Source organism: Priestia sp. 3CA3, from assembly GCF_056836725.1.
In genome coordinates, this window is the sequence record NZ_JBXENJ010000003.1 from 465,459 (window position 1) to 487,843 (window position 22,385).

General features: G+C 39.4%; 16 protein-coding genes and 1 tRNA gene. 6 read left to right on the forward strand and 11 right to left on the reverse strand.

Going from position 1 to position 22,385, the window contains the following annotated elements; genetic code table 11:
• Nucleotides 1-11 precede the first annotated feature (11 nt).
• The 5 genes from AC1VNJ_RS11680 to AC1VNJ_RS11700 all read left to right on the forward strand — a co-directional run bounded on the left by AC1VNJ_RS11680 (nucleotide 12) and on the right by AC1VNJ_RS11700 (nucleotide 1,989).
• Complete coding sequence (locus AC1VNJ_RS11680) at nucleotides 12-287, forward strand: spore germination protein GerPB (RefSeq protein WP_029324687.1); 276 nt, start codon at nucleotides 12-14, stop codon at nucleotides 285-287.
• An 89-nt stretch (nucleotides 288-376) separates the two neighbouring features.
• Nucleotides 377-1,093, forward strand: a complete 717-nt coding sequence (gerPC, locus tag AC1VNJ_RS11685; protein WP_047751663.1) for a spore germination protein GerPC — start codon at nucleotides 377-379, stop codon at nucleotides 1,091-1,093.
• Nucleotides 1,090-1,266, forward strand: a complete 177-nt coding sequence (locus AC1VNJ_RS11690) for a hypothetical protein (protein ID WP_013055355.1) — start codon at nucleotides 1,090-1,092, stop codon at nucleotides 1,264-1,266. Before gerPC ends, AC1VNJ_RS11690 begins: the two co-directional genes overlap by 4 nt.
• 12 nt (nucleotides 1,267-1,278) lie before the next feature.
• The gene (locus tag AC1VNJ_RS11695) at nucleotides 1,279-1,710 is read left to right on the forward strand and encodes a spore germination protein GerPE (protein WP_028412413.1); all 432 of its coding nucleotides are present in this window, start codon (nucleotides 1,279-1,281) and stop codon (nucleotides 1,708-1,710) included.
• 60 nt (nucleotides 1,711-1,770) lie between these two features.
• A complete protein-coding gene (locus AC1VNJ_RS11700) occupies nucleotides 1,771-1,989 on the forward strand; it encodes a spore germination protein (RefSeq protein ID WP_013055353.1) in 219 nt (72 codons plus the stop codon).
• A gap of 46 nt (nucleotides 1,990-2,035) precedes the next feature.
• Here AC1VNJ_RS11700 and AC1VNJ_RS11705 read toward each other — a convergent pair whose 3' ends face one another.
• The 8 genes from AC1VNJ_RS11705 to AC1VNJ_RS11740 all read right to left on the reverse strand — a co-directional run bounded on the left by AC1VNJ_RS11705 (nucleotide 2,036) and on the right by AC1VNJ_RS11740 (nucleotide 18,559).
• On the reverse strand, nucleotides 2,036-2,341 hold the full coding sequence (locus AC1VNJ_RS11705; protein WP_033578017.1) for an HNH endonuclease: 306 nt from the start codon (nucleotides 2,339-2,341) through the stop codon (nucleotides 2,036-2,038).
• A 14-nt stretch (nucleotides 2,342-2,355) separates the two neighbouring features.
• Nucleotides 2,356-5,748 carry an SbcC/MukB-like Walker B domain-containing protein gene (locus AC1VNJ_RS11710; protein WP_033578016.1) on the reverse strand — a complete coding sequence of 1,131 codons (3,393 nt, stop codon included), beginning with the start codon at nucleotides 5,746-5,748 and terminating at the stop codon, nucleotides 2,356-2,358.
• Nucleotides 5,745-6,929, reverse strand: a complete 1,185-nt coding sequence (locus AC1VNJ_RS11715) for an exonuclease SbcCD subunit D (protein WP_034263948.1) — start codon at nucleotides 6,927-6,929, stop codon at nucleotides 5,745-5,747. The genes AC1VNJ_RS11710 and AC1VNJ_RS11715 overlap by 4 nt, the downstream gene beginning before the upstream one ends.
• A 53-nt stretch (nucleotides 6,930-6,982) precedes the next feature.
• Complete coding sequence (gene addA, locus AC1VNJ_RS11720) at nucleotides 6,983-10,720, reverse strand: helicase-exonuclease AddAB subunit AddA (protein ID WP_049162883.1); 3,738 nt, start codon at nucleotides 10,718-10,720, stop codon at nucleotides 6,983-6,985.
• A complete protein-coding gene (gene addB, locus AC1VNJ_RS11725) occupies nucleotides 10,713-14,213 on the reverse strand; it encodes a helicase-exonuclease AddAB subunit AddB (RefSeq protein ID WP_033578013.1) in 3,501 nt (1,166 codons plus the stop codon). Before addB ends, addA begins: the two co-directional genes overlap by 8 nt.
• 263 nt (nucleotides 14,214-14,476) lie before the next feature.
• The gene (gene fabG, locus AC1VNJ_RS11730) at nucleotides 14,477-15,217 is read right to left on the reverse strand and encodes a 3-oxoacyl-ACP reductase FabG (RefSeq protein ID WP_014461644.1); all 741 of its coding nucleotides are present in this window, start codon (nucleotides 15,215-15,217) and stop codon (nucleotides 14,477-14,479) included.
• 580 nt (nucleotides 15,218-15,797) lie between these two features.
• Nucleotides 15,798-16,415: a TVP38/TMEM64 family protein gene (locus tag AC1VNJ_RS11735; protein WP_028412419.1), complete on the reverse strand. Its 618-nt coding sequence runs from the start codon at nucleotides 16,413-16,415 to the stop codon at nucleotides 15,798-15,800.
• A 164-nt stretch (nucleotides 16,416-16,579) separates the two neighbouring features.
• A complete protein-coding gene (locus AC1VNJ_RS11740) occupies nucleotides 16,580-18,559 on the reverse strand; it encodes a S9 family peptidase (RefSeq protein ID WP_482640824.1) in 1,980 nt (659 codons plus the stop codon).
• A gap of 176 nt (nucleotides 18,560-18,735) precedes the next feature.
• Here AC1VNJ_RS11740 and AC1VNJ_RS11745 point away from each other — a divergent pair, with 176 nt between their 5' ends.
• Nucleotides 18,736-18,972: an IDEAL domain-containing protein gene (locus tag AC1VNJ_RS11745; protein ID WP_028412421.1), complete on the forward strand. Its 237-nt coding sequence runs from the start codon at nucleotides 18,736-18,738 to the stop codon at nucleotides 18,970-18,972.
• A gap of 195 nt (nucleotides 18,973-19,167) precedes the next feature.
• Here the strand turns inward: AC1VNJ_RS11745 and aceA are convergent, their stop codons facing one another.
• From aceA to AC1VNJ_RS11760, 3 genes are all read right to left on the reverse strand, one after another.
• Nucleotides 19,168-20,451 carry an isocitrate lyase gene (gene aceA / locus AC1VNJ_RS11750; protein WP_028412422.1) on the reverse strand — a complete coding sequence of 428 codons (1,284 nt, stop codon included), beginning with the start codon at nucleotides 20,449-20,451 and terminating at the stop codon, nucleotides 19,168-19,170.
• Between the two features lie 392 nt (nucleotides 20,452-20,843).
• Entirely contained in the window at nucleotides 20,844-22,103 is a 1,260-nt protein-coding gene (locus AC1VNJ_RS11755; RefSeq protein ID WP_033578011.1) for a M48 family metallopeptidase, read from the reverse strand.
• A 209-nt stretch (nucleotides 22,104-22,312) separates the two neighbouring features.
• Nucleotides 22,313-22,384 (reverse strand) — tRNA-Glu (locus AC1VNJ_RS11760).
• Nucleotide 22,385: the final 1 nt, after the last annotated feature.

A 22,385-nucleotide genomic window follows, 5' to 3' on the forward strand; every position in this document is an offset into this window, starting at 1 on the left:
GGAGGATGCTTATGAACTTTTATGTAAATCAAAGTATCTGTATTCAAAGTATGAAAATCAGTGCCGTAAGTAACTCTTCGGTACTTCAAATTGGAAGCGTAGGTGTTATTAAACCAAACTCAAATCTCTTTAATACAGGAGGGTTTACAGGCGCTGCACCTACTGAAACAAAAAAAGGCATTCTTGGATCTGTTTCTCCCTCTACCTTTACTCCCGGAACCGGTGCTGGCACTGCACCCGCTCCTTTTTCACAGTCGTTAACTCCCCCAGCTCGAGACAACGACTGACATGTTACAACCTTCATCGCCATATGTATATATATAACTATTTTCTTTATCGGGAGATAAGGGAATCGAGGTGATTGAAGGTGGATAACATGAACTATATTCAGCAGGTTCATCAGTATGTTCAGCAAATGTCTTCGTATATTCAGCAGCAAGAAGAACGCATTGCTCAGCTTGAAAAAAACGTACAAGAACTTCAGCAAAAAATAAAAGAGTTAGGTGAACAGCCACCTATTAAAATTGATAAAATTGAATATAAATTTGAACAGTTAAAAATTGATTCTTTAGATGGAACATTAAATATTGGATTAAACCCTCTTACACCCGATAATTTAGAAGATATCATTATTAATGAGAAACCAGAAGTAACATTTCCGCAAGGAGCTCAGCCACAAGGTCAGCAGCCTCAAGGTGAGCAGCCGGGACAACCCGGAGGTCCTGGACCGCAAAACCCCAGCTTAAAACCATTGGATCGCCAGCTAGAAAAGCAGTGGGTCTCTGATATTCATGAAACGATTTTAAATGAGCTTAATCAATATGGATTCTCTATGGTTCAACATGTGCTTGATGAGCGCTCGATGATGATTGATGAATCGTACTACGAGTTTATTTTAGAAGATATTAAAAAGCAGCTGCAGCAGCGGATTACTTTTTATATACAGCAAGTTCAGCCGGAGGAAATGGAACGGAATTTTGAACAAATTAAACCGCAAATTATCGGTAAACTTTATGAAGATATGAAAAAAGGAATTGACGCATTTTTAACGTATTTACCTGAATCCTTAAAGAAAGGTGGACCCCCTTCATGAACTTTAACGTTGTAAACCGTGAATTGCTTGTTGGAGACGTTAGTATTACAGGCGTATCTTCTTCTTCTCTTTTTTTAATTGGTGATGCAAATTACATCTCTCTCTCTTCAACATTTGATACACCAGCGGAATCTTTGATTATCGGTCCTTATGTTCCACTATCGTTATCATAAAGGAGCTTATGTATGCTTTCACGCACATCTTCTGTTAATTATATAGAAATTAATTCCTTGTCAGCGAGCTCTTTTTGCCAAATTGGAGATTCAACAGAAATTCACCTACTTAATAAAGCGTTAGCTGATCGGAGACAGTATCCGTTTTTCTACGGCAGAGAAGGAAATTTTGATGATTATGCTATCTTTAGTGAGCCTATTCCCCATGGTGACTACGAACCTATTCCCGTTCAAACGTGGAATGAAATACCTTTAATCCGCGTTAACAGAATTGATATAAAAGGGTGCTCATTCTCGTCAGTTATTCATGTTGGCTCGACCTGCAATGTGTATGCAGAAGCCCGCATTAAGCATATTCGTGAACTGATCAACGATGAACCTTCAAAGGAAGCTGAAACAGGAGCTTCAAAGAAAGCTGCTTCAGAAGCTAGCGGCAGTGAGTGAACCTTTTAAGAAACTGCTCATATACTAAACTAATATCACGAAAAAAAGGGTGTGAACCTCATGCCAGCAATAATCGGACCCGTTAGTATCACGAGCGTCGGGGGCGGTGTCGTAACGTTTGGAGATACGTTTTATGTTTCTCCAAAAAGCGCTGCTAAAACAGCCTCAGGCTCAGGCTCTTTAAATACAGGTAACTTTGTTAATACAAATAACGGCATTTCAGGAACAAATACGTTAGATCCAGATTTATTCGATCAAAATATAGCGGCAAATGCTTAAAAAAACCCCTTATCTTTGCTATTAAAGCGGATAAGGGGTTTGTTATTCACCTGGATTTTCGGCTGTTTGATTTTTTGGTTTTAGGTAATTTAGAAGAAGGCTGTTTACGAATCCATTTAATAAAAGAGCTAATTTTAGAATCAGCTTGTAATAAAGAAATCGTATTAAGACGAATGGCTAATTCATCATTTGTGTATAACGCATGAATTTGTTTATGACACGGAATACATAAGTTTGCCGTCGGTTCAAACGCTCCGCCCATTTCCTTTGGCGTTAAATGATGTACGGTCGTCAAGACATCCTGCCTTCCGCATAATTCGCATGTTCCTATTCGCCTGTCTTTTTTCTTCATATAGATTTCCTTCCCTATAAAGTTTCTACTCTTACACTAGTTCCTTTGCCAGAAGGCTCGGACGGCTCAACAATCAAACGTTTTGGCAGACGAGCACGAAGTTCTTGTACGTGACTGATGACTCCAATTGATAAATTATTGGACTGAAGTTTTTCAAGCGCCGTAACCACGGTATCAAGAAGCTCTCCATCAAGCGTTCCAAATCCTTCATCTAAAAAGAAAAACTGCAGTGGATATTCTCCTCTTAGCTGTATTTGTGCAGATAATGAAAGGGCCAGAGCGAGGGAAGTTAAAAATGTTTCCCCTCCCGATAAAGTTGAAACCGGACGTTTTACGCCTCCATTTGCATCATCTCTCATGATAAAGCCGCCTTGTGAATCAACTTCAATCGCATAGCGCTGACGTGTTAATATACCCAGACGCTCTGAAGCATCTCGGCTAACGGACATCAGCTGTTCTTCAGCAATATATTCGACGAAAGCATTTCCTTTAAATACTGTTTGAAGCTTTTGATACTGTTCAAATAACGCTTGTTTTTCTTCACGGTCCTGTTCAAGCACTAAAAATCGCTCATGCCGTTCTTTGACGCTTTTTAACGTTTGCTCAGCTGCTCCCTTGAGCTGAACGGCTTCTTTTACAGCGGCTTTTATATCATGAAGCAGCTGCTGAGTTTCTTCAAATTGCTGCTCTTCTATGGACTGGTGATTCAGCTGGATATTTAACTGTTCAACTGATGACTTCATCTGTTTTATGTTGTCCCAATAAGCCTGAACAGTTTCATCCAACAATTTCATCTCATCGTGTGATAACAAAGCTTGCTGAACTTCTTTTTCTTCGCTGAATAAAGAATTCCCTATCGCTTCTTCCCATTTTCCAGCTGCTTTTTTATACTGGATATGAGCTGTTTCTAGAGATTCGCTCGCTGCTTTTTCATCCATTTGCAGCGTTTGATACGCTTTTTGAACAGTCTGCCAATGTTGATACGCCTGCTGTTCATTCGTCTCTAACTCCGCAAGTAAGTGAACTGTTTTTTGCAGCGCTTGTTCAATATCCTCTTGATCTGTAAGCGTACGCAAGCGTTCAATTTGCGAGTGAACAAGAGATTGTTTATGAGACAGCATTGCTTTTAATTCTGTAAATTCTTTTTCGCCCGCATATTTTTCTTCTTTTAGACGTTCGATTTTCTTTTGCTGATTTTCAAAAAATACGCTGCTTTTTTCAATTCGAGCCTTTATTGTCTGCTCTTCTTTTTCTCGCTCGTTTAGCTGTTCATTAATTTTTTCCATCTCTTCAAATACAAAGGAAGGATAATCTTGTTGAAAAGCTTCTCTTCCTGCTTGTAACGCTTGTTTTTGCTGAGTGACTTTTCTTTCCAATTCAGCTTGTTCTTTTTGATAATGAGCAAGCTCTAATTCAATCTTTTCAAGACTTTGCTGGACCTTTTGTACCTGCCCGAGAATTGCATGCTGTTTTTCGCCTACCTGCAAATAATCCTGCTCAAGAGATTTAATTTCAACTTCTATTTTCTTAGCATACTGACCAAAGGCATCTGTACCCATTTCTCCTAAAGCAGGAACTTGGCCAGCTTCATTCATAAACCCAGCTAAATCAGGTATTTTTTCAACAAGAGGTTTAGCAAGCTGTTCAAGCTGCATTTTAAGCGACGAATAGCTAAATCGCTGTTCACGCAACTGATTGACTTGATCTTCGAACTGATCCGCTGATTCTACTGTACCATTTTCTTCTTTTTGGTTTAACACGGGGTTAGGATGATGCTCAGAGCCACAAACTGGACAAGGCTCTCCTTTAGTCAGCTGCTCAGCTAATTGATGAGCCAGACGATGTGACCATTCTTTTTCCTTGCGTCTTTTTAGATCACTCATTAAATGATCCGCTTGTTGAAAAAGCTGCTGAAACTCTTTTTCCCGCTCACATACAGTGTGATACAAGCCTTGAATATCCGAAAATAACTCTTTACTTCGTTCTATTGTTTGCTGATATCTCTCTTGGTGTGTTTGTTTTTGTGTATGCAAATGCTGAAGCTGTTCCGCTTTTTCTTTATACGTTTTTTGGCCTTCATCTAGATTTTTTTTATCATTATTCCATACTTGATAACGGTAGAATGCTTGCTGAACAGCCTGCCGATAATCAGGTTGAATCTCCACTTTTGTTAATGCTTCTTTTAACTCTTTTTGAAGGTTCAGACCCTGCTGATACCGCTTATCCGCTTCTATTAATTCATCATTTTTCGTTTGAAGTGCCTGCTGCTTTTGCTGAAGAGAAACTTCCGCTTCTTTTACTTCTTGCTGCCCATCTTTAATTTGTTTTTGAAGATCAGAAGCTTGTTGAAGCTGTTCTTTTTGAACAACTAATTTGGGCTGCTGTTCATTTTTTTGTAAGCGAGCCTGCTCATATAAGCTATTCGATCGCTTATATTCCTCACTTTGCTGAACAATTTGCACTTTTAATTTTTCTACTTTATCTTTATAAAGCTTCTGCTGTTTTTCAGCTTGTTCAAATGTTTCTAAATAAGGAAAAAGACGCTCTGCCTGCTGCGCTTTCGTCAGCAAATCTTGCTTTTGTTTAATCTCCTCTTCCTGCTTAGAAGCATGCACTAGTTTTTCTTCTAACAGTGTTTTTTCCTGCTGCGCTTTCCAAAGAGATGCCTGCTGATCGTATCGTTCCTGCAAATCAGCCGCTTCTTTTTCTCGTTTTTCCAAAAGTACAATGCTATCACTTACAAGCTGCTCGGCTTCTGTTACTTTCTCTGTTGAAGCTTCACCTAATCCCGTTTGTTCTGCCGTGATTTTATCTAGGTCTGTTTTTAGCTGCTGAACTTGATAGCGTATTTTCTTACTAAGCTGATCTCCGTACTGCTCGAGATTAAAAAGACGCTGAAGCATTTGACGACGTTCCGTCCCTTTTAACGATAAAAACTCTGCAAATTTTCCTTGTGGTAATACAACAGCTCTTGTAAAATCATCAATTGTTAAACCAAGAAGTTCCTGTACCTGCTGGTTTACATCATTTGTTTTATCCGCTAATACGTACGTTTCATCTTCGATTTCAATCAATCGACTGGAAGCTGATTTCACACGCAGCTCATCTGTCCGTTTAAAGCTTCGTTCAACAGTATAGCGTTTTTTATGACTAGCGTTTTCCAGCTCGAACGTAAACGATACTTTCAGTTCATTTTCCCCGTGATTTAAAATTCCTTGTGTATTATTGGCTGCACGCTCTACTTTTCCGTATAAAGCTAGTGTAATGGCATCCAAAATGGAGGATTTCCCGCTTCCAGTAGGACCAAATATTCCAAACACACCGCCTGAACACAGCGCTTCAAAGTCGACAGTTTGTTTTTCTCTAAAACTGTGAAGCCCCGAAACGGTCAAGTTAATAGGTTTCATTTTTCATCCTCCTTTCCCGATACTTCTTCATCGTTAATCAAGGTTAAAAACAGTTTGACTAACTCATCATCAGGTGCCCCTCCGCCGGTTTGCCTGCTGTAGAACTTTGTAAACAGTTCTTCGATCGGCACTTCGCGCTGTGAACGTGTTTCATGTGCTAGTTCTTCTGCTTTGAATACCGGACGAATATGAATAAAGCCTGGATGAAGCTTGCGAAGTCGATGGATTTCTTCTAGTGAAAGTGCATCTTCTACGTGAACTTCTAAATCAACCCATGCCTGCGCATCTTTCTGTTCATCAAGCCACGTATATACTTCTGCCAATCCGTTTTTTGCTTTCCAACGCGTCAAAGGCTTTCCGCTAGATAATGGAATTTCCGTCATTTCAACCTCTTTTCCTGGCTGAGCATCTAAAATGGTAACAGACTTTGCATATCCTGACTCTGAAAAGCTATAGGCAAGAGGTGACCCAGAATATCTTGCAAAGGTGTTGGCGCGATTGATCATTTGCGGGCGATGCAAATGTCCTAGAGCTACATATTGAGCATTAGCAGGCAAACTAGTTGCCGCCACCGTATAAGCTCCTCCTACTTCAATTGGACGTTCTGAGTCCGTTGAACTTCCGCCTGCTACGTAAATATGACTCATCGCAATATTAACGGTATCTGTTGTGAACTGCTCACTCATTTTATCGAAAATACCTTTTACTCTGGCATCGTATGAATTTCGAAGAGCCAGCTCATCATTTTCTTCTGCTAACAGTTCCTTTAACCTTGATTCAGATGGGTAAGGAAGAGCCGCAACCTTTAATATTTCATCTGATGTAGGAATGTGAATGCTTTCTACATCGGTAGTAGGCAAACCAAGAAGTGTAATATTTTGATGAACAGCTAATGGAGAAGCCGCCGACAGCCGATCTGGGTTATCATGATTACCTGCAATAACAATAATTGGACGTTTTCCATTGTTGCTCAACCTAGACATACTTTCGTAAAAGAGCTGCTCTGCCGCTGCTGGAGGGTTAACCGTATCAAAGGCATCTCCCGCCATGAGAATAGCATCTATCTTTTCTTCTTCCACAATGTCTGCCAGTTCATCTAAAAACTGTGCTTGCTCAGCTAGACGGCTTCGACCTTCTAACGTTCGCCCCAAATGCCAATCCGCTGTATGTAATAAACGCATGTTACTCTCTCCTTATTGGTGAAAAAGAAGAAGACTATCGCCTTCTTCTTTTCTTATATTTCAACAGCATGTCCACCATCTAAAAAGTAAAGATAGCGATGCTGAACAGGTTGTTTCACAATCCGCTCAATGGCCTTTGCGTAAAGCTCTAACTGAATGCGGTATCTTTCAATTAGAAATGGTTTTGCTCGTTCAAAATCCCCTTGAAAACGATCCGAAATATTATCTGTTTTAAAATCAAGTAAAACGAGGCCTTCTTCCGTTTCATATAAACAATCAATAATACCTTGTACTAAAATCGTTTCATCTTCCTGCTCCCAATGATCATAGATTTCTTTAGCGGAGACACCTAAACTAAAAGGCATCTCTCTATAAACCGTGCGAGCCGTTCGAATACCTTGTGCAATGTCACTGTCTAAAAAGTCTGCTACATCATTTGCATCAACGGCATCCGCTTGCTGTTGCGTCAACAATTCTTTAGTAACCATTGATTGAATAAAGTCTTGAACCATTTCGAGGGTATAAGCTTTATTTAATGGAAGCTGCTGCATAACGGCATGTGTAGCTGTTCCTCTTTCAGCTCCTGTGAGAGATTTCTCTTGAAGAAACAGCGGACGATTTTCAAGAGGTGCTTTAGCTCCCCGAACAAGATCATTGCTTGCACCTGCATCCGTCAGCTGCTGCTGCCTTTTTAGTTCAGAAACAGATTGCTTTGAACGATGAACGGAAGCTACACGATAATCATAAGACCAATTTAAGCGTCTATACACTTCCTCTTTATAATCGCTGGATTCTGTAACTGGCTCATGCTTTTGAAGAGCGTTCAAAAGCTCTTCATGATGCTGCTGCTCTTCAAGAGGCTGTTCGGCTAAATCACCTGCTAATAACGTTGAAAGCTTCCAGCTTGAAGCATGCTGATAAATCATCTCGGCCGGCCGGACCTCTCCTTCAACCATATGACTAACATTTTTGTGACGAATTAAAGAAGGTCCAATCCAGTCTAAATAACATTTTGCATCTCTTCTCACGTGAGCTGGAAGCGTCCAATCTTCGTGTCCCATAACGGAGCTCCATTGTCTGAGCTTTTCTGGTGCGTCTTTTACTGTTCCAACTAAAATAAGTTTTTCTTTCGCACGCGTCAAAGCTACGTATAATACCCGCATTTCCTCTGCCATGCTTTCTTTTTTCATTTTTTTCTTCATGGTCTGCTGAAGAAGAGTCGGGTACGTAATACGCAGTTTCGGATCAATATATTTAGATCCAAAACCTAGTTCTTTATCGAGTAAATAAGCTTTATTCAAGTCCATTAAGTTAAACTGACGAGCAAGACCAGCTACGAAAACAACAGGAAATTCAAGACCTTTACTGCTGTGGATCGTCATCAAACGCACCACATCTTCTTGTTCTCCCAGCGCTCGAGCAGCTCCTAAATCGTTCCCTCGATCCTGCATCCGTTCAATAAAGCGTAAAAAGCGGAACAGACCTCTAAATGAAGTCGCCTCATACTGGCGAGCGCGATCGTAAAGAGCACGTAAATTGGCTTGACGCTGTTTCCCGCCAGGAAGTCCGCCAACAAATTCAAAGAAACCCGTGTCGCGGTAAATTTGCCATACTAGTTCTGACAAAGAGCTTTGTCTAGCTTGTGTTCTCCATGCTTTTAACTGCTCATAGAAATATTTCACTTTATCGCGAAGTTCTTCATCATCTGAAGCCGCTAAGTACGTTTTTAACGCATCATAATACGTTCCTTTCTTTTGCTCTGCTCTCAGTGTAGCCAACTCTTCATCTGAAAGCCCTACTACCGGTGAGCGAAGAACAGAAGCTAACGGAATGTCTTGATGCGGGTTATCTACTACTTTTAATAAAGACATCATAATCATCACTTCAGTAGCATCAAAATAGCCTGTTGATAAATCCGCATAAATCGGCACGCCTTCTTGTTTAAATTCATCCATAATCTGCGCAGCCCAAGGCATGGAACGAAGCAAAATAACAAAGTCACGATACGTTACGTTTCTCATGATATCGAGCTTGCGATCATATATTTGAAAACGGTTTTGAACGAGTTCTTTGATTTTGCGCGCCATTGCTCTTGCCTCTAACTGAGCGGTTTCAAGCTCTGCTTCTGAAAAAGCGACGAGAGAAGAATCCGATTCTTCTTCCGCTCCTTCTTCTGCATTTTCTTTTGCAATCAGCAGAAGCTCCGTTTCCATTCCTTCCACTTTTGGATACGATGCTCCTAATTTTAAAGAAGCATCATCGTCATATGCAATTTCTCCTACTTCTTCATCCATCAGCTGGTTAAAAATAAAGTTTGTGGCGTCAAGCACTTGAGAACGACTTCGGAAGTTTTTATTTAAGTCAATACGTTTTCCAAATTGTCGTCCATCTTGCGTAAATCGCTTGTACTTCGTCAAAAACAAAAATGGCTCCGCTAAACGAAAGCGGTAAATGGATTGTTTTACATCTCCAACCATAAATAAATTCCCTTGTTCTTCACTATCTCTCGTCACTAATTTAATTAGTGTTTCTTGAACCATATTTGTATCTTGATATTCGTCAACAAGCACCTCTTCAAACTGAGTGCGATATTTTTGAGCAATGGACGAAGGCTTAAGCACCCCGTCTTCTTTTACACTCAAGATTTGCAGGCAATAATGCTCTAAATCAGAAAAGTCTACTAACCCTTTCTCTTTTTTGATGTGTTCATATCGTTCACCGAAGCGCTGAACTAAAAAGATTAGCGTTTCAATAACGGGCTTCATTTTTTCAAAATCAGCCATGTAGCCGTACAAAGGCCTAGAAAACAAATCAGCATGAAGCTTTTCAAGGCTTGTTTTCGCTTTTTTGCGAAGCTCTCCGAAATCATCTAAAAGCTGCGAGTCGTATGCATCTCCTTTACATGGCTTTAAACGAGTAAAATTCAAATTCTGCATTTCCTCATGCAAATCAGCAAAAGAATGCTTAGAAGCGCTGATCAGCCGATGAATTTGAGCCAGGTCTTCCTCTGCATTAACGGCGCGAGGAGCAGGCCCTCCCGGCAGCTTTGTTAGCTCTAAGCCCTGTTTTAAAATCGACTCAATGCCCACGAGCTGCGTTGTTACTTCTTGTAAAAGAAAAGACAAAAACGGAAGTGAATCAATAGAAGAGTTCTCTGTGACATCATATTGACTCACAATCATTTTAAGCCAGCCGTTTGGGTCGGGATTAGATCGTGCAAAGTCATATAGCTTTCTTACCATAAGCTGAATATCTAAGTCATTTCTGTCGCTTGTATAACGATCAATTAAATCAAAGAATCGCTCGTTCTGTTCAATACTGTACTGCTCTTCAAACAATTCTTCTAATACTTCTTCACGCAGAAGATCCGCTTCCGTATCATCTGCAATTCGAAAACCAGGGTCTACATCGATCAAATAATAATACGTTCGAATGACTTCTAAACAAAAAGAATGGAGCGTAGAAATCGACGCACGGTTTAATAAATTAAGCTGTCTGCGCAAGTGTAAAGAAGATGGATTCTTTTTTAACTCTTTTTCCAATGCTTCTCCAATTCGATTTCTCATTTCGGCTGCAGAAGCATTTGTAAACGTAGCAACTAGTAATCTATCAACATCGATTGGTTCCTCGCCCATCGTAATCTTTTTAATAATACGTTCGACTAAAACCGCTGTTTTTCCTGAGCCAGCCGCCGCGGCTACTAATATATCTTGACCGGATGAAACAATGGCGTTCCACTGATCATCCGTCCACTGGGAGTCGGCCGGTTTTACGTGTATATCTTCACTCATCTCGTTTGGCCTCCTCTCGAATTTTATCTAAAATAACATTTTGACTCTCTGTACTAAGCTGACGATATTCGTTGTTTTCCATTGATTCATCGAACTGACAGATTGAGCGGTATTCACAAAACGCACATGGTGTTTTATCTTTTAGCTTATAAGGCGAAATATCAATTTTTCCATTTGTAATCTCAGTACCTGCCTCTACAAACTTACCTCGCACATACTGACGGAGATGTGTAAAATCTTCTTCGCTCGCAACCGAAGAATTGGAATAAAAGCCCCCTGTCTTTTTAATACCCGCCGATATAACCTGTGAGTGCCCTGATTCTAACGTTTCGTCCATTAATCGGACTGCTTCCTCGTCCCCTAAAAGCAGTCCTTTCATTTTAAACTTCTTGAAGATTTCGGCTTCAATTTGATCGGGTTGTAATGCTTTAGTACTGTTGATCATTGGATTATGAACGTGGAAATAAAGAACGCCAGCAGGCAATGCTCCTCTATTATCATGAAGAAGCTGTTCAGCATACGTCACGACTATGTCTAAATAAGCTAAAATTTGAAGAGATAAACCATAGTACACTTCCACTAAGTTTAATGCTTTATCGCTTGATTTATAGTCGACAATACGCAGTAAAAGTCCCTTGGAGCTTTCCGCTTTATCCACTCTGTCAATTCGGCCAACAAGTTCCATCGTATGGCCATTTGGCAGTGTAAACTGCATAGAAGGCAGCTCCGCGCTAGGACCAAACCCTAATTCCAATCCAACAGGAACAAACCCGCTCACCTTAGCGTGCTCACTTAACACAAGCGACGCACGTTCAATAATTTGCTGCAGCTTATGTGTTAAATAGTGGTGGCGATTAGAGCTCAATAAAATTTCATTTTGTAAGCGCGGAGCAAGTTCGTGCACCGCAGCCGTAGAAAGCTGCTGACAGTCTTTTCTCGTTAAGTTCTTCCATTCTTTTTGACCGCCCCGTAGCTCGTCTGAAATCATCTTCAGCGCCGCGTGAAATAACTCGCCTATGTCAGGAGCTGCTAATTTGAAAACTTTTCGTTCTTTAAGCTTAAGCCCGTGAGAAGCAAAATGAGCGTACGGACAGGCTTCAAATTTCTCCATTCTCGATACGCTTGCTTGAATATGCTTTCCATACAGACGCTGACTCGTTTTCTTTGTTAACCTTTTTGCTTCGTTTTTATAAAATAAACTGCTTAGTACTTTCTCGCTGTATGAGTTCCAATCTGAATTTTCTACATAAAAATTATATACATCCCACCAAGCGGAACTCATCGGATAATGGCGTTTCCACCCTTGCAGCTGGCTGGCTAAATGCGCGATGCTCGTTAAGGGATTTGTTATATAATCAACTTGCTTTTCTTCTTCTAAATCCGTAGGCTCCGTCATTAACAGCTTTTCCTGCAGGAGCGGAAATAGCTCTTTTAATCGATTAATAACGAGTGAAGGCAGCAGAGTCTTCCCTTCCTCATTGGCAAGAGGATACGAAACATAAAGTTTTTCAGAAGAGCTGGAAAGTGCTAAATAAATGAGAAATTGTTCGTCAAACAGCTTTTGCCTTCCAGTTGGCGCAAGTAATAAGCCTGATTCAAGCAGCTGCTCTCTCTCTTTCTCAGATAACAGGCCATCGCTTTTTGGTTTAGCTGGAATCACACCGTCATTTACGCCTAGCACAAAGCTTGCTTTGATATCGGATAAACGCGAACGCTCAAAACTTGCCACAACCACTTGATCCAGTGCAGGCGGAACAAGTGCAAACTGCATGCTGTCAAGCCCTGTCTCAAATAGATCCGCGAACAAAGAAATCGATACTTTCTCTTCTCCCATCATTTCAACAAACTGATCAAATAAGTGAAGAATTGCTTTCCATACCTGCTCGTGCTCTCTTGCTTCTTGAAGCTTACCTTCTTCTTCACATCGATTGCGCAGCGCTTCTATCTTTTGTGGAATATCTAAGTTCGTTAAAAAATGATAGAGTGCTTCTGCTTTTTCTTTTCCTATTTTCGCTTGTTTTAATTTTTGCTGAAGCGAATAAATAGGAGGAACAATCATATTTTTTAATTCATTTATTTTTTGCTCAAAAGCAAGCTCTTCGTCAGTTTTCCCAAGGTTCATGTCTTCAAGCGAACGATATTTTCTGTAGGTAAATGGCTCCTTACTCGTCCACTTAGATCCTTGAATACCGTAAGCAAGTACGTAATTTTCTAATTCATCCATCTCTTCGCGAAGCTGGTGCACATCAGATGACAAAGGAAATAAAAGGTCTGTTTTCACTGCCCGAAAGATGGTTTCGTATCGCCAGGACCCGCTTACCACCTCTAAGACTGAGCGAATAAATTCAACGAGTGGATGGTGAAACATCGCTCGCTTTTGGTCAATAAAGTACGGAATTTCATAATCTCGAAAAATGGTTTGAAGCAAGTCATGATAGTCTTCTGCATTTCTAACAATCAAGGCAATATCACGATAGCGATAGCCGTGATCACGCACAAGCGACAGCACTTCTCTCGCAATCCCTTCTACCTCTGCTCTTCGGCTAACAGCAGGCAGCAGCTGAATGTGCTCGGGCTCTGACTGAAATTCCGGCGTTGGCCGTTCATCATAATATCGTTCTACATAGGCAAGCTCTGGACTGTTTTGATGCCTTTTTTGTTCATTAAATACGTTTGGCTCTTGAATCTCTATCCCGTTTTCAGCCGCCAGGCCCATTATTTCTTGATACGTTTCGCTCGTTAATCGAAACAAGTGCAGGTCATTTGGAATAAAATCTTGATATGAATAATCAGAAGTAACCGCTATTTTCACTTCTCTACAAACTTTCATCAGCTCTACTAATACCGTTAATTCTTGAGGAGTATAGTGATGAAATCCATCTACATAAATCGTTGCTTGAGCAAGGTACACAGAAGAGACTACTTTTTCACTCAGCAGCTTCAAATAATCTTCTCCATCTACATATTTTGTCATCAGCTGTTTTTCTAATTCTCCGTAAATGAGATGTAAATCATGTAATTTATCAGCAAGGACTTTCTCATCTTCTGCTTGAAGTTTTTGCTTCATCTCTTCGAGAGACGGTGCATCTACCGTGTACTGTTTAAATTCTTTAACCATTTTTTCTAGTTCTTCAATAAACCCTGCTTGTTCTGAAGAATTCGCAAACAATCGAAGCTCTTTTTTTTGATGCTCGATAATTTTTTTAAGCATCATATGAATACCTGTTTGATCCACATGATAGCGGCTAATACCTCCGACTTCTTGCAGGATACGCCACGCAAGACGTGTAAAACTATAAACTTGAGCACGCATCATGCCTTCTAACCCAGGTGTTTGAACAAGCGCATACTCCGACTGAAATGTCATCTGTTCAGGTACAATATAAATAAGTGGATGCCCAAGCGGAGCATTTAACAGCTCTTGGCGCATGCTATTTAAAAGATATTCCGTTTTCCCGCTTCCTGAACGTCCTAATAAAAACTGTAGCCCCACGTTTTCACCCCTTCATTTTTCTTCTCTATATTTTTAGTTGTTTAAGTGCAAAATGGATAAACGCCACGCAAACACGTGACGCAGTCGTCAAAATTTTATAGTGATAATCAGCTAAATCTCTCTATCTCTCTCCTTATTATTTTACTGAACTTGCAGACAAAATTCCACTTTGCACATATGTGAAATGCTGGATGCAACAAAAAAACTTTTCAGTAGCCAAATGACCACTGAAAAGTTTTAGAAAAGCGAGTTATTTTCTACTTTTACATCATGATTCCACCATCTACATGCAGTGTTGTGCCGTTAATATAGTTGGACTCATCAGAGGCTAAATAAAGATAAGCATAACCAATGTCAGAAGGCTGACCTAACCTTTGTAAAGGAATAGTGGATTTCATTTGATCAATGATTTTGTCCGGCATCGCCTTCACCATATCCGTCTCAATAAACCCGGGAGCTACAGCGTTCACATTAATTCCTTTTCGCCCAAGCTCTTTAGCCCATGTTTTTGTCATTCCCACTACCCCGGCTTTTGTCGCCGCATAGTTTGTTTGACCAACATTTCCATATACGCCGGATACCGAAGATGTGCTGATAATTTTCCCTTTACCTTGAGCAATCATATGCGGTACAACGGCTTGCGTACAGTGAAAAACGCCTGTAAGGTTTACGTTAATGACCGCTTGAAAATTTTCAACTGATAATTTAGTTAGCATTCCATCTCTGGTAATACCTGCATTATTAATTAAAATATCTATTTTAGAGAAGCGTTTCACGACTTCTTCTACCATTGCATCTACACTGTCTCGATCCGCTACGTTTACTTGAAAGAATGCTACATCTCCGCCTTCTTCTTTTAGCTGAGCTGCTCGTTCTTCTCCTACTTTTGCATCGTAGTCAACCATAGCGACCTTTGCACCCTCTTGTGCGAAAATTCGAGAAGCTTCGAACCCTAACCCATTTGCTGCACCCGTAATAATTGCCACTTTATCTTTTAATCTCATGTCACCCGCGCTATAAGACGCTTACTAACAACGATTAATCAGCAAGTCGCTTGAATCTTAGTAGCGCATTCCCCTCCTCAAAACGACGCCAAGCACGTCTTAATGATCATTCGGTGCTTTTCTAGTAATGATCCCTCTACTTACATCTTAGTAGTCAAGCTCAAAAATCATTCATATAATTTTTAAGAAAACGTTTTGAAATACATGAGGTGATAATACATGTTGAGAAAAAACATGTATATCTCTAGAAAACAAAGGGTTCATTACTTAGGTGCAACTAGGAATAGACGTCTAATTTATTCCCAGTTTTTTCTTTTATTTTAGCATATTTTTCACAATTGATAAACAAAAAACTTGTTCATTACTAGACAGATACTCTGTATGTGCATTGTTCTACCAACCGAATAAACAGACAAATAACTTCTTTAAGAAAAAGGCAAAAAACCTTTCAAAAATGCTGCTGTATTCCTATAAGAAAAGGTTTTTCCATAGTTTACAATACCCTCTTCTGCTGTATGTATAACAAAAGACTGCCTATTAAAAAGCAGTCTTTCATCACTATTTGTTATATATAAACAAACTATTTGTCATACTGTTTCACTTTAGATTTTTCATTTAATCTTCGTTCAATTTGCTTTCCGACAAGCCATAGGACAAAAATGATCACTAAAACAAGTACTGCTTTTAAAGGCTGTTTCACAAATGAAACAAAATCGGCCCCAATAAAGCTCATCATAAATATCATGACCATTTTACCCGCTAATACAGCAAGCATAAACTGAGCCATACTGACACGTGATAGTCCAGCTACTACATTAATCGCTGAAGACGGCGTAAAAGGGAAACAAAGCATAATAAACAGCGGTCCAAAACCGTGTCTTTCCACCCAAATCATAATCTTTCGAATTTGCGCATGGCGGCTGATAAAATGTAAAAACCTCGCCTGTCCGTATTTTCTAAAAATCAAAAAGACAAGCAGTGATCCAACGCAGCTCCCGATCCATGAAATTAAAAAGCCTAACCATAAGCCAAAGGCAGCAGCATTAGCCATTACAAACGCAAAAAGCGGCAAGATAGGGATAAACGCTTCTAAAATAGGCAACAGCAGTCCGGGAATGATCCCAAATGATTGATATTGTTTTAATAACTCGAGGACGCCGTCTAATGTCAAATAATGCTTTAATGTTTCAAAATCCATCGAATGTTCTCCTTATTTAAACAACTGTGCTACTTTTCACTTATTGTACTACTTTCCTTTACCAAACAAAAGTTTTACAGCGTTTTATCTTTCCTGCCCTGTTGCGCTTGCCATATAGCCAGCCCTTACTTACACGAACAGAACCTCTAGAACAACATGTGCTTTTACTTAGACTGCTGCAAATAACGTTTAAACCAGCTGGTTAAATATTTTAGTCTCGCCGTTCGTAAATTAGGCTTACCGCTTCTAGAAAGTTCATGGTTAGACTGAGGAAAACGAATAAATTCTACTTCTTTATCTTTTCTTTTTAGTGCCACATAAAGCTGTTCAGCTTGTTCAATTGGACATCTATAATCCTGTTCGCTATGCAAGATTAACAGCGGTGTTTTCACGTTCTCCGCTAAACGAAGCGGCGAGTGGTTCCAAAGTTTTTCCGGATTCTCATAAATATCAGCTTTCAATTCCCATTCGGTAAAATAATAGCCAATATCACTAACGCCGTAAAAACTCGTCCAATTTGAAATAGACCGCTGCGTCACCGCTGCTTTAAACCGATTTGTACTTCCTACAATCCAGTTTGTCATAAATCCTCCGTAGCTTCCTCCTGTTACGCCAAGTGTATCTTCATTAATATAAGAGTAGCGGTTAATTGCTTCGTCGGTTATTGCCATCAAATCCATATAATCCATGCCTCCGTAATCTCCTCGAACGGCATCTGTAAAGGCTTGACCATATCCTCTTCCGCCTCTTGGATTAGAAAAGAGGATATTGAACCCTTTTGATGCAAGCACTTGAAATTCAAACATAAATGTATGACCATACATAAGATGCGGACCTCCGTGAATTTCTAAAATGGTTGGAGATACATCGTTGGCAGCAGCCGCTTTTACGACCCAACTGTGGATATGTATACCGTCCGTGGCAGTCGCGCAAAAAGATTCTGCTTCCGTTAACTGCACATGCTTTAAAAATGAATCATTAACGTTTGTCAGCTTCACTAGTTCCTCTGTTTTTAAATTTAAAGAATAAAGATCTCCGGGATGTGTAAATGTACTGATTGCTACGATAGCTTCCTCACCGTTGGGAAGAACAGATACCCCGTATACGTGAGCATTATCCATAAGCACAGAGTCTAACTTTCCATTTACATTTCCTTTATATATGCCTACAGAACCCTTTTCACTTACGACAAAATAAAATTCTTCCTTACTGCTCCACATAATTCCCGCTGCTGTTCTTCCAAAGTGAAAATCTCCTGCTACCATATCTCCTATTTCTAAGTCTATACCTGCAGTGATACAAGCTGTTTTTTGATTGGAGACCTGATAAATATATATGTCATTCATTGAAGCCGATCCGTATGTACGTTCATTTCCAATGTAAGCTATGTATGACCCATCTGGTGACCACGAAACTTGATGAAAATATCCTGTTTCTGCTGTAATAGATGTTAACTTTTTAGTATCACGATGCAAAATAAACACGTCCATGGTTAACGATAAATCCGGATTCTCTCCTCGGCTGCTGCAAAATACAATTGAATTTGCATCAGGGGCCCAGCATCCTACAGAGTGATGATAAGGTCCATCCGTTAAAAACGTCACTTCTTTATTTTTAAGTTTAACGACCGCAACTTGCGTATATTCACCTTTTAAATAGCCGCTAGCATCAGATTTATACAACAAACGTTCCACTTCGTATGGCTGAGGATGCTCATGATTTTGTTCAACTCTTACAGCTTTTTCTTCTATTTTTGTAGAAAACATAATTTCATCACTATAAGGAGACCATACGGGATTACTAACGCCTTTTTCACAATCTGTGAGTGCTTCTGCTTCCCCGCCTGTCGCTGCTAATAGATAGAGCTGAACGGTTTGACTGCGATCTGATAAAAAAGCAATCCACCTGCCGTCAGGAGACCAGGCGGGAGAATGATTATTTCCTTTATAATACGTCAATTGCTTTGTTTTTTTTGTTTCAAGATCTAACATAAACAGCTGCGTCTCATAACCGTTTTCTATTTTTTTCGTTTCTCGAACCGTATAAACTACACTTTTTCCATCTGGAGAAATCTGAGGGTTATACACAGACTTCAATTCATACAAATCCTCTACCGTTACCGTACGCTTTTTTACATGATTCAATTTCTTCGCCCCCAAGGATTCATTTTTAAACCAAATAGCCAATCGATAAAAACGAAAGTAGCGTTTCCCTCTTACTTTATCATTTCTAAAAATAAAAATCTAAAAATTTAGAAAATTAGTTGTTTTTTCTTCTTTTAATCTATATAATAATAAAAAGGGTGCAGAGGTGATGAGGTATGAACAATGAAAAATCGTACACGGAAATGATGAAGTCCCTCGCTCGCAAGAAAAAAGTAATTGATACTGTGAGTATGTTGGATGTTTATATCGAAATGGTAATTGATGAATCGCTTTTTAAGCGTCAAAAAGAACTGTTAGAAACAAACATTAACACGGCATTAGATCAACGTGATGAAACTGCTTTTTATGAGCTATCAGCACAGTACCAATCCTTACTTCAAACATCTACTTAATATTTCAAGAAGTTCATTCATGTTAATGATTTATATGTACGTTTAACAGGCAGAACCTTTCTTCTCAGGAAGAACAGCTGTCTGTTAAATCGTGTTTACTACATAAAAAAAGATTCTTACAGATGTAAGAATCTTTTTTGTTAGGATTTTTTCTATGAGTGGAAGTAAACAACCGTTCCACTCATAGATTTTTTGTTATTTATGCGCCTGAAACTGCTCTTCTTCTGTTGAACCTTTTAAAGCTGTTGTAGAGGAAGTCCCACCGGAAACTACTTGCGCCACTTCATCAAAATAACCCGTTCCTACTTCACGCTGATGTCTTGTAGCAGTATATCCATTTATTTCACTAGCAAACTCTCTTTCTTGTAACTCTGAATAAGCTGCCATTCCTCTTGTTTTATAGCCTCGTGCCAGTTCAAACATGCTGTGATTTAAAGCGTGGAAGCCAGCAAGCGTAACAAATTGGAATTTGTAGCCCATTTTTGCGATTTCTCTTTGAAACTTTTCAATCGTTTTCTTATCTAATTTTTTCTTCCAGTTGAAAGATGGTGAACAGTTATAAGCAAGCATTTTACCTGGGAATTTTTCATGAATAGCATCTGCAAATTTTTGTGCCTGTTCCAAGTTTGGTTCAGACGTCTCACACCATACTAGATCAGCATATGGCGCATATGCTAAGCCACGAGCGATAGCTTGATCGATTCCGGCTCTCGTGCGATAAAACCCTTCAGCGGTGCGTTCACCTGTAATAAACTGGCGATCTACAGGATCAACATCACTTGTAATTAAATCAGCGGCATCAGCATCGGTACGAGCAATCAGAAGTGTTGGAACACCCATTACATCAGCAGCTAAACGAGCAGCAATCAAGTTTTTCACAGCTGTCTGAGTTGGAAGCAATACCTTGCCGCCAAGATGACCACACTTTTTCTCAGATGACAATTGATCTTCGAAGTGTACCGCAGATGCTCCTGACTCAATCATTCCTTTCATTAATTCAAATACGTTCAACTGTCCTCCGAACCCTGCTTCTGCATCTGCTACAATTGGAGCAAAGTAATCAATATCTCCTTCTCCTTCTAAATGCTGAATTTGATCGGCACGCTGCAGCGCTTGATTGATTCGTTTCACAACATGCGGCACGCTGTTTGCTGGATATAGACTTTGATCAGGATACATATTTCCTGAAAGGTTTGCATCTGCAGCTACTTGCCATCCACTGAGATAAATGGCTTTTAACCCTGCTTTTACCTGTTGTACTGCTTGATTTCCTGTTAAAGCTCCTAATGCATGAACGTATGGCTCTGTTTTTAATAAGTTCCAGAACTTTTCGGCCCCTCTTCTAGCAAGCGTGTGTTCAATATCAATGGATCCTCTCAGTCCAATGACTTTTTCTGCAGAATATGGACGTTCAATTCCTTTCCAACGCTCATCGCTTTTCCAGTTCTCTTCAAGGTTTTTTACACGAATCTCTTTCATTCTTTATACCCCCTAATGAATTTAAAATTCTATATTCATAAAAATATAAAACGCAGCAGTGAGAATATGTCTGTTTCATGATGAAGTAAATTAGCAGTTTGCCATAGTGTTAGTAAGAACGTAGATGAAATAAGTAAATAGTTGAAGGACATGTAGTAAGACTTTGCTGAGGTGAATATACGCTGATAAGTTTGACTGCTATCTTTTCAATCACAAATAACTATTCCTCCCTATTGTTATAAAACAGTTTTTATTTTACATACGTTATTATATAACAGTACTTTCGAAAATGAAACCTCCTTTTAGAATTTTTTTCCTACTCGCAAGGAGGCTTTTCTATTAATACCTACGTATAAAAGGCTTCATATATCCTTTACTTTTTCTTATATCACTTATTCATTTCTTTCATACTTCTCAACAAATGAAATTCTTTCCAATATTGTTGGATGACCATATCGAAAAATTTTCACTAAATACGGCGGATTCACCTGGGACAGTCCTGATTTTGTTAAATCCTGAAATGTTTTAATAGCAGCTTGTTTATCTCCTGTTAAGTCCATGGCGTACGTGTCAGATTGAAGTTCATGATGACGCGACTGCATATTTGTTAAAGGACTTACAGCAAATGTGAGCACAGAAAAAATAAGTAGAATAAGCGGTAATGAATTTAAATCACTAAGAGAAGTGATTTTTAATGCTTTCCCCCATCTCTTAATCACAAAGCTAGCTAAATGTTTCGTTAGCCATAAACCTACAATCGATAAAACTAAGGCTGAAGCAATCCCTACATAAATATGTTTCTTCACATAGTGACCCATTTCGTGCGCCATGATAAACAAAATTTCACGTTCCGTCAATTTATTAAGAGTAGTATCCCATAACACAATTCTTGAATTAGAACCTATTCCCGTTACATATGCATTGAGAGAGTTCGTTTTTTCAGACATGTTTACTTCATATACATGCTTAGCAGGTATATGAGCTTCATCTGCTAAATGCAAAATTTTCGTCTCCAGCTCTTTATTCTTTAATGGATAAAAATCGTTATATAACGGATCGATAACCACTGGTTGAATAAACGTCAAAAATAGCGTAAATGGAATAGATACTAGCCACGCATACAGCCACCATCTTTTTGAAAACTTACGAATGAATGCATACAACACAGCAATCACTAAAAACATCGTGGCATAGTTCACCCAAAAATCTGTAAAAAGATCTTTCATCCATCCTTGGAAAGGTTGCGTCGTAATATGGTAAGCCGTTGAAAGCTTATAGCTAATCCAGTCCATAGGAAAAGAGTAGATCAGCAGCAGAACAGATAACCAAAATACATAAATAGCAGTTTGGAGAAGACTGAAACGACTGACGTCTTTAGACCACTTATTCACTTTCTTAGACACACCTAACACTAAAATTAAAATAAACCCTAACCACTCATATGGAATTCGGATAAAAAAGAGCGCATCTCTAATCTTTGAATATTTTTCGGTTAACATAAGTTCTCTTGCATTCATAAACGTAGCCGGATCCACGCTGGTACCTTTTAATGATTGTGGAATAGAGGTGTCACTTATATAAAATAAATACACCCATATACAAGCTGCATACACAAGAAAAACTCCGATGGACCACAAAACAATTTTTTTCACGCATTCCCCTCCTTTTGTACAAACAGTATTCTGTTATTACTATTGTAGGTTTTTTTTCGAAATTTAGAACAAGCGTTTAGAGATGTGCTATAGGAAATGCAAATTGTGAAGAGAAAATCATAGAAAAACGAAAAACAGAGTTTATTCTTTTGTCTAAACTCTGTTTACAAACAAAAAAAGCAGTTTGCATATGCAAACTGCTTTTGAGATGACCCGTACGGGATTCGAACCCGTGTTACCGCCGTGAAAGGGCGGTGTCTTAACCGCTTGACCAACGGGCCA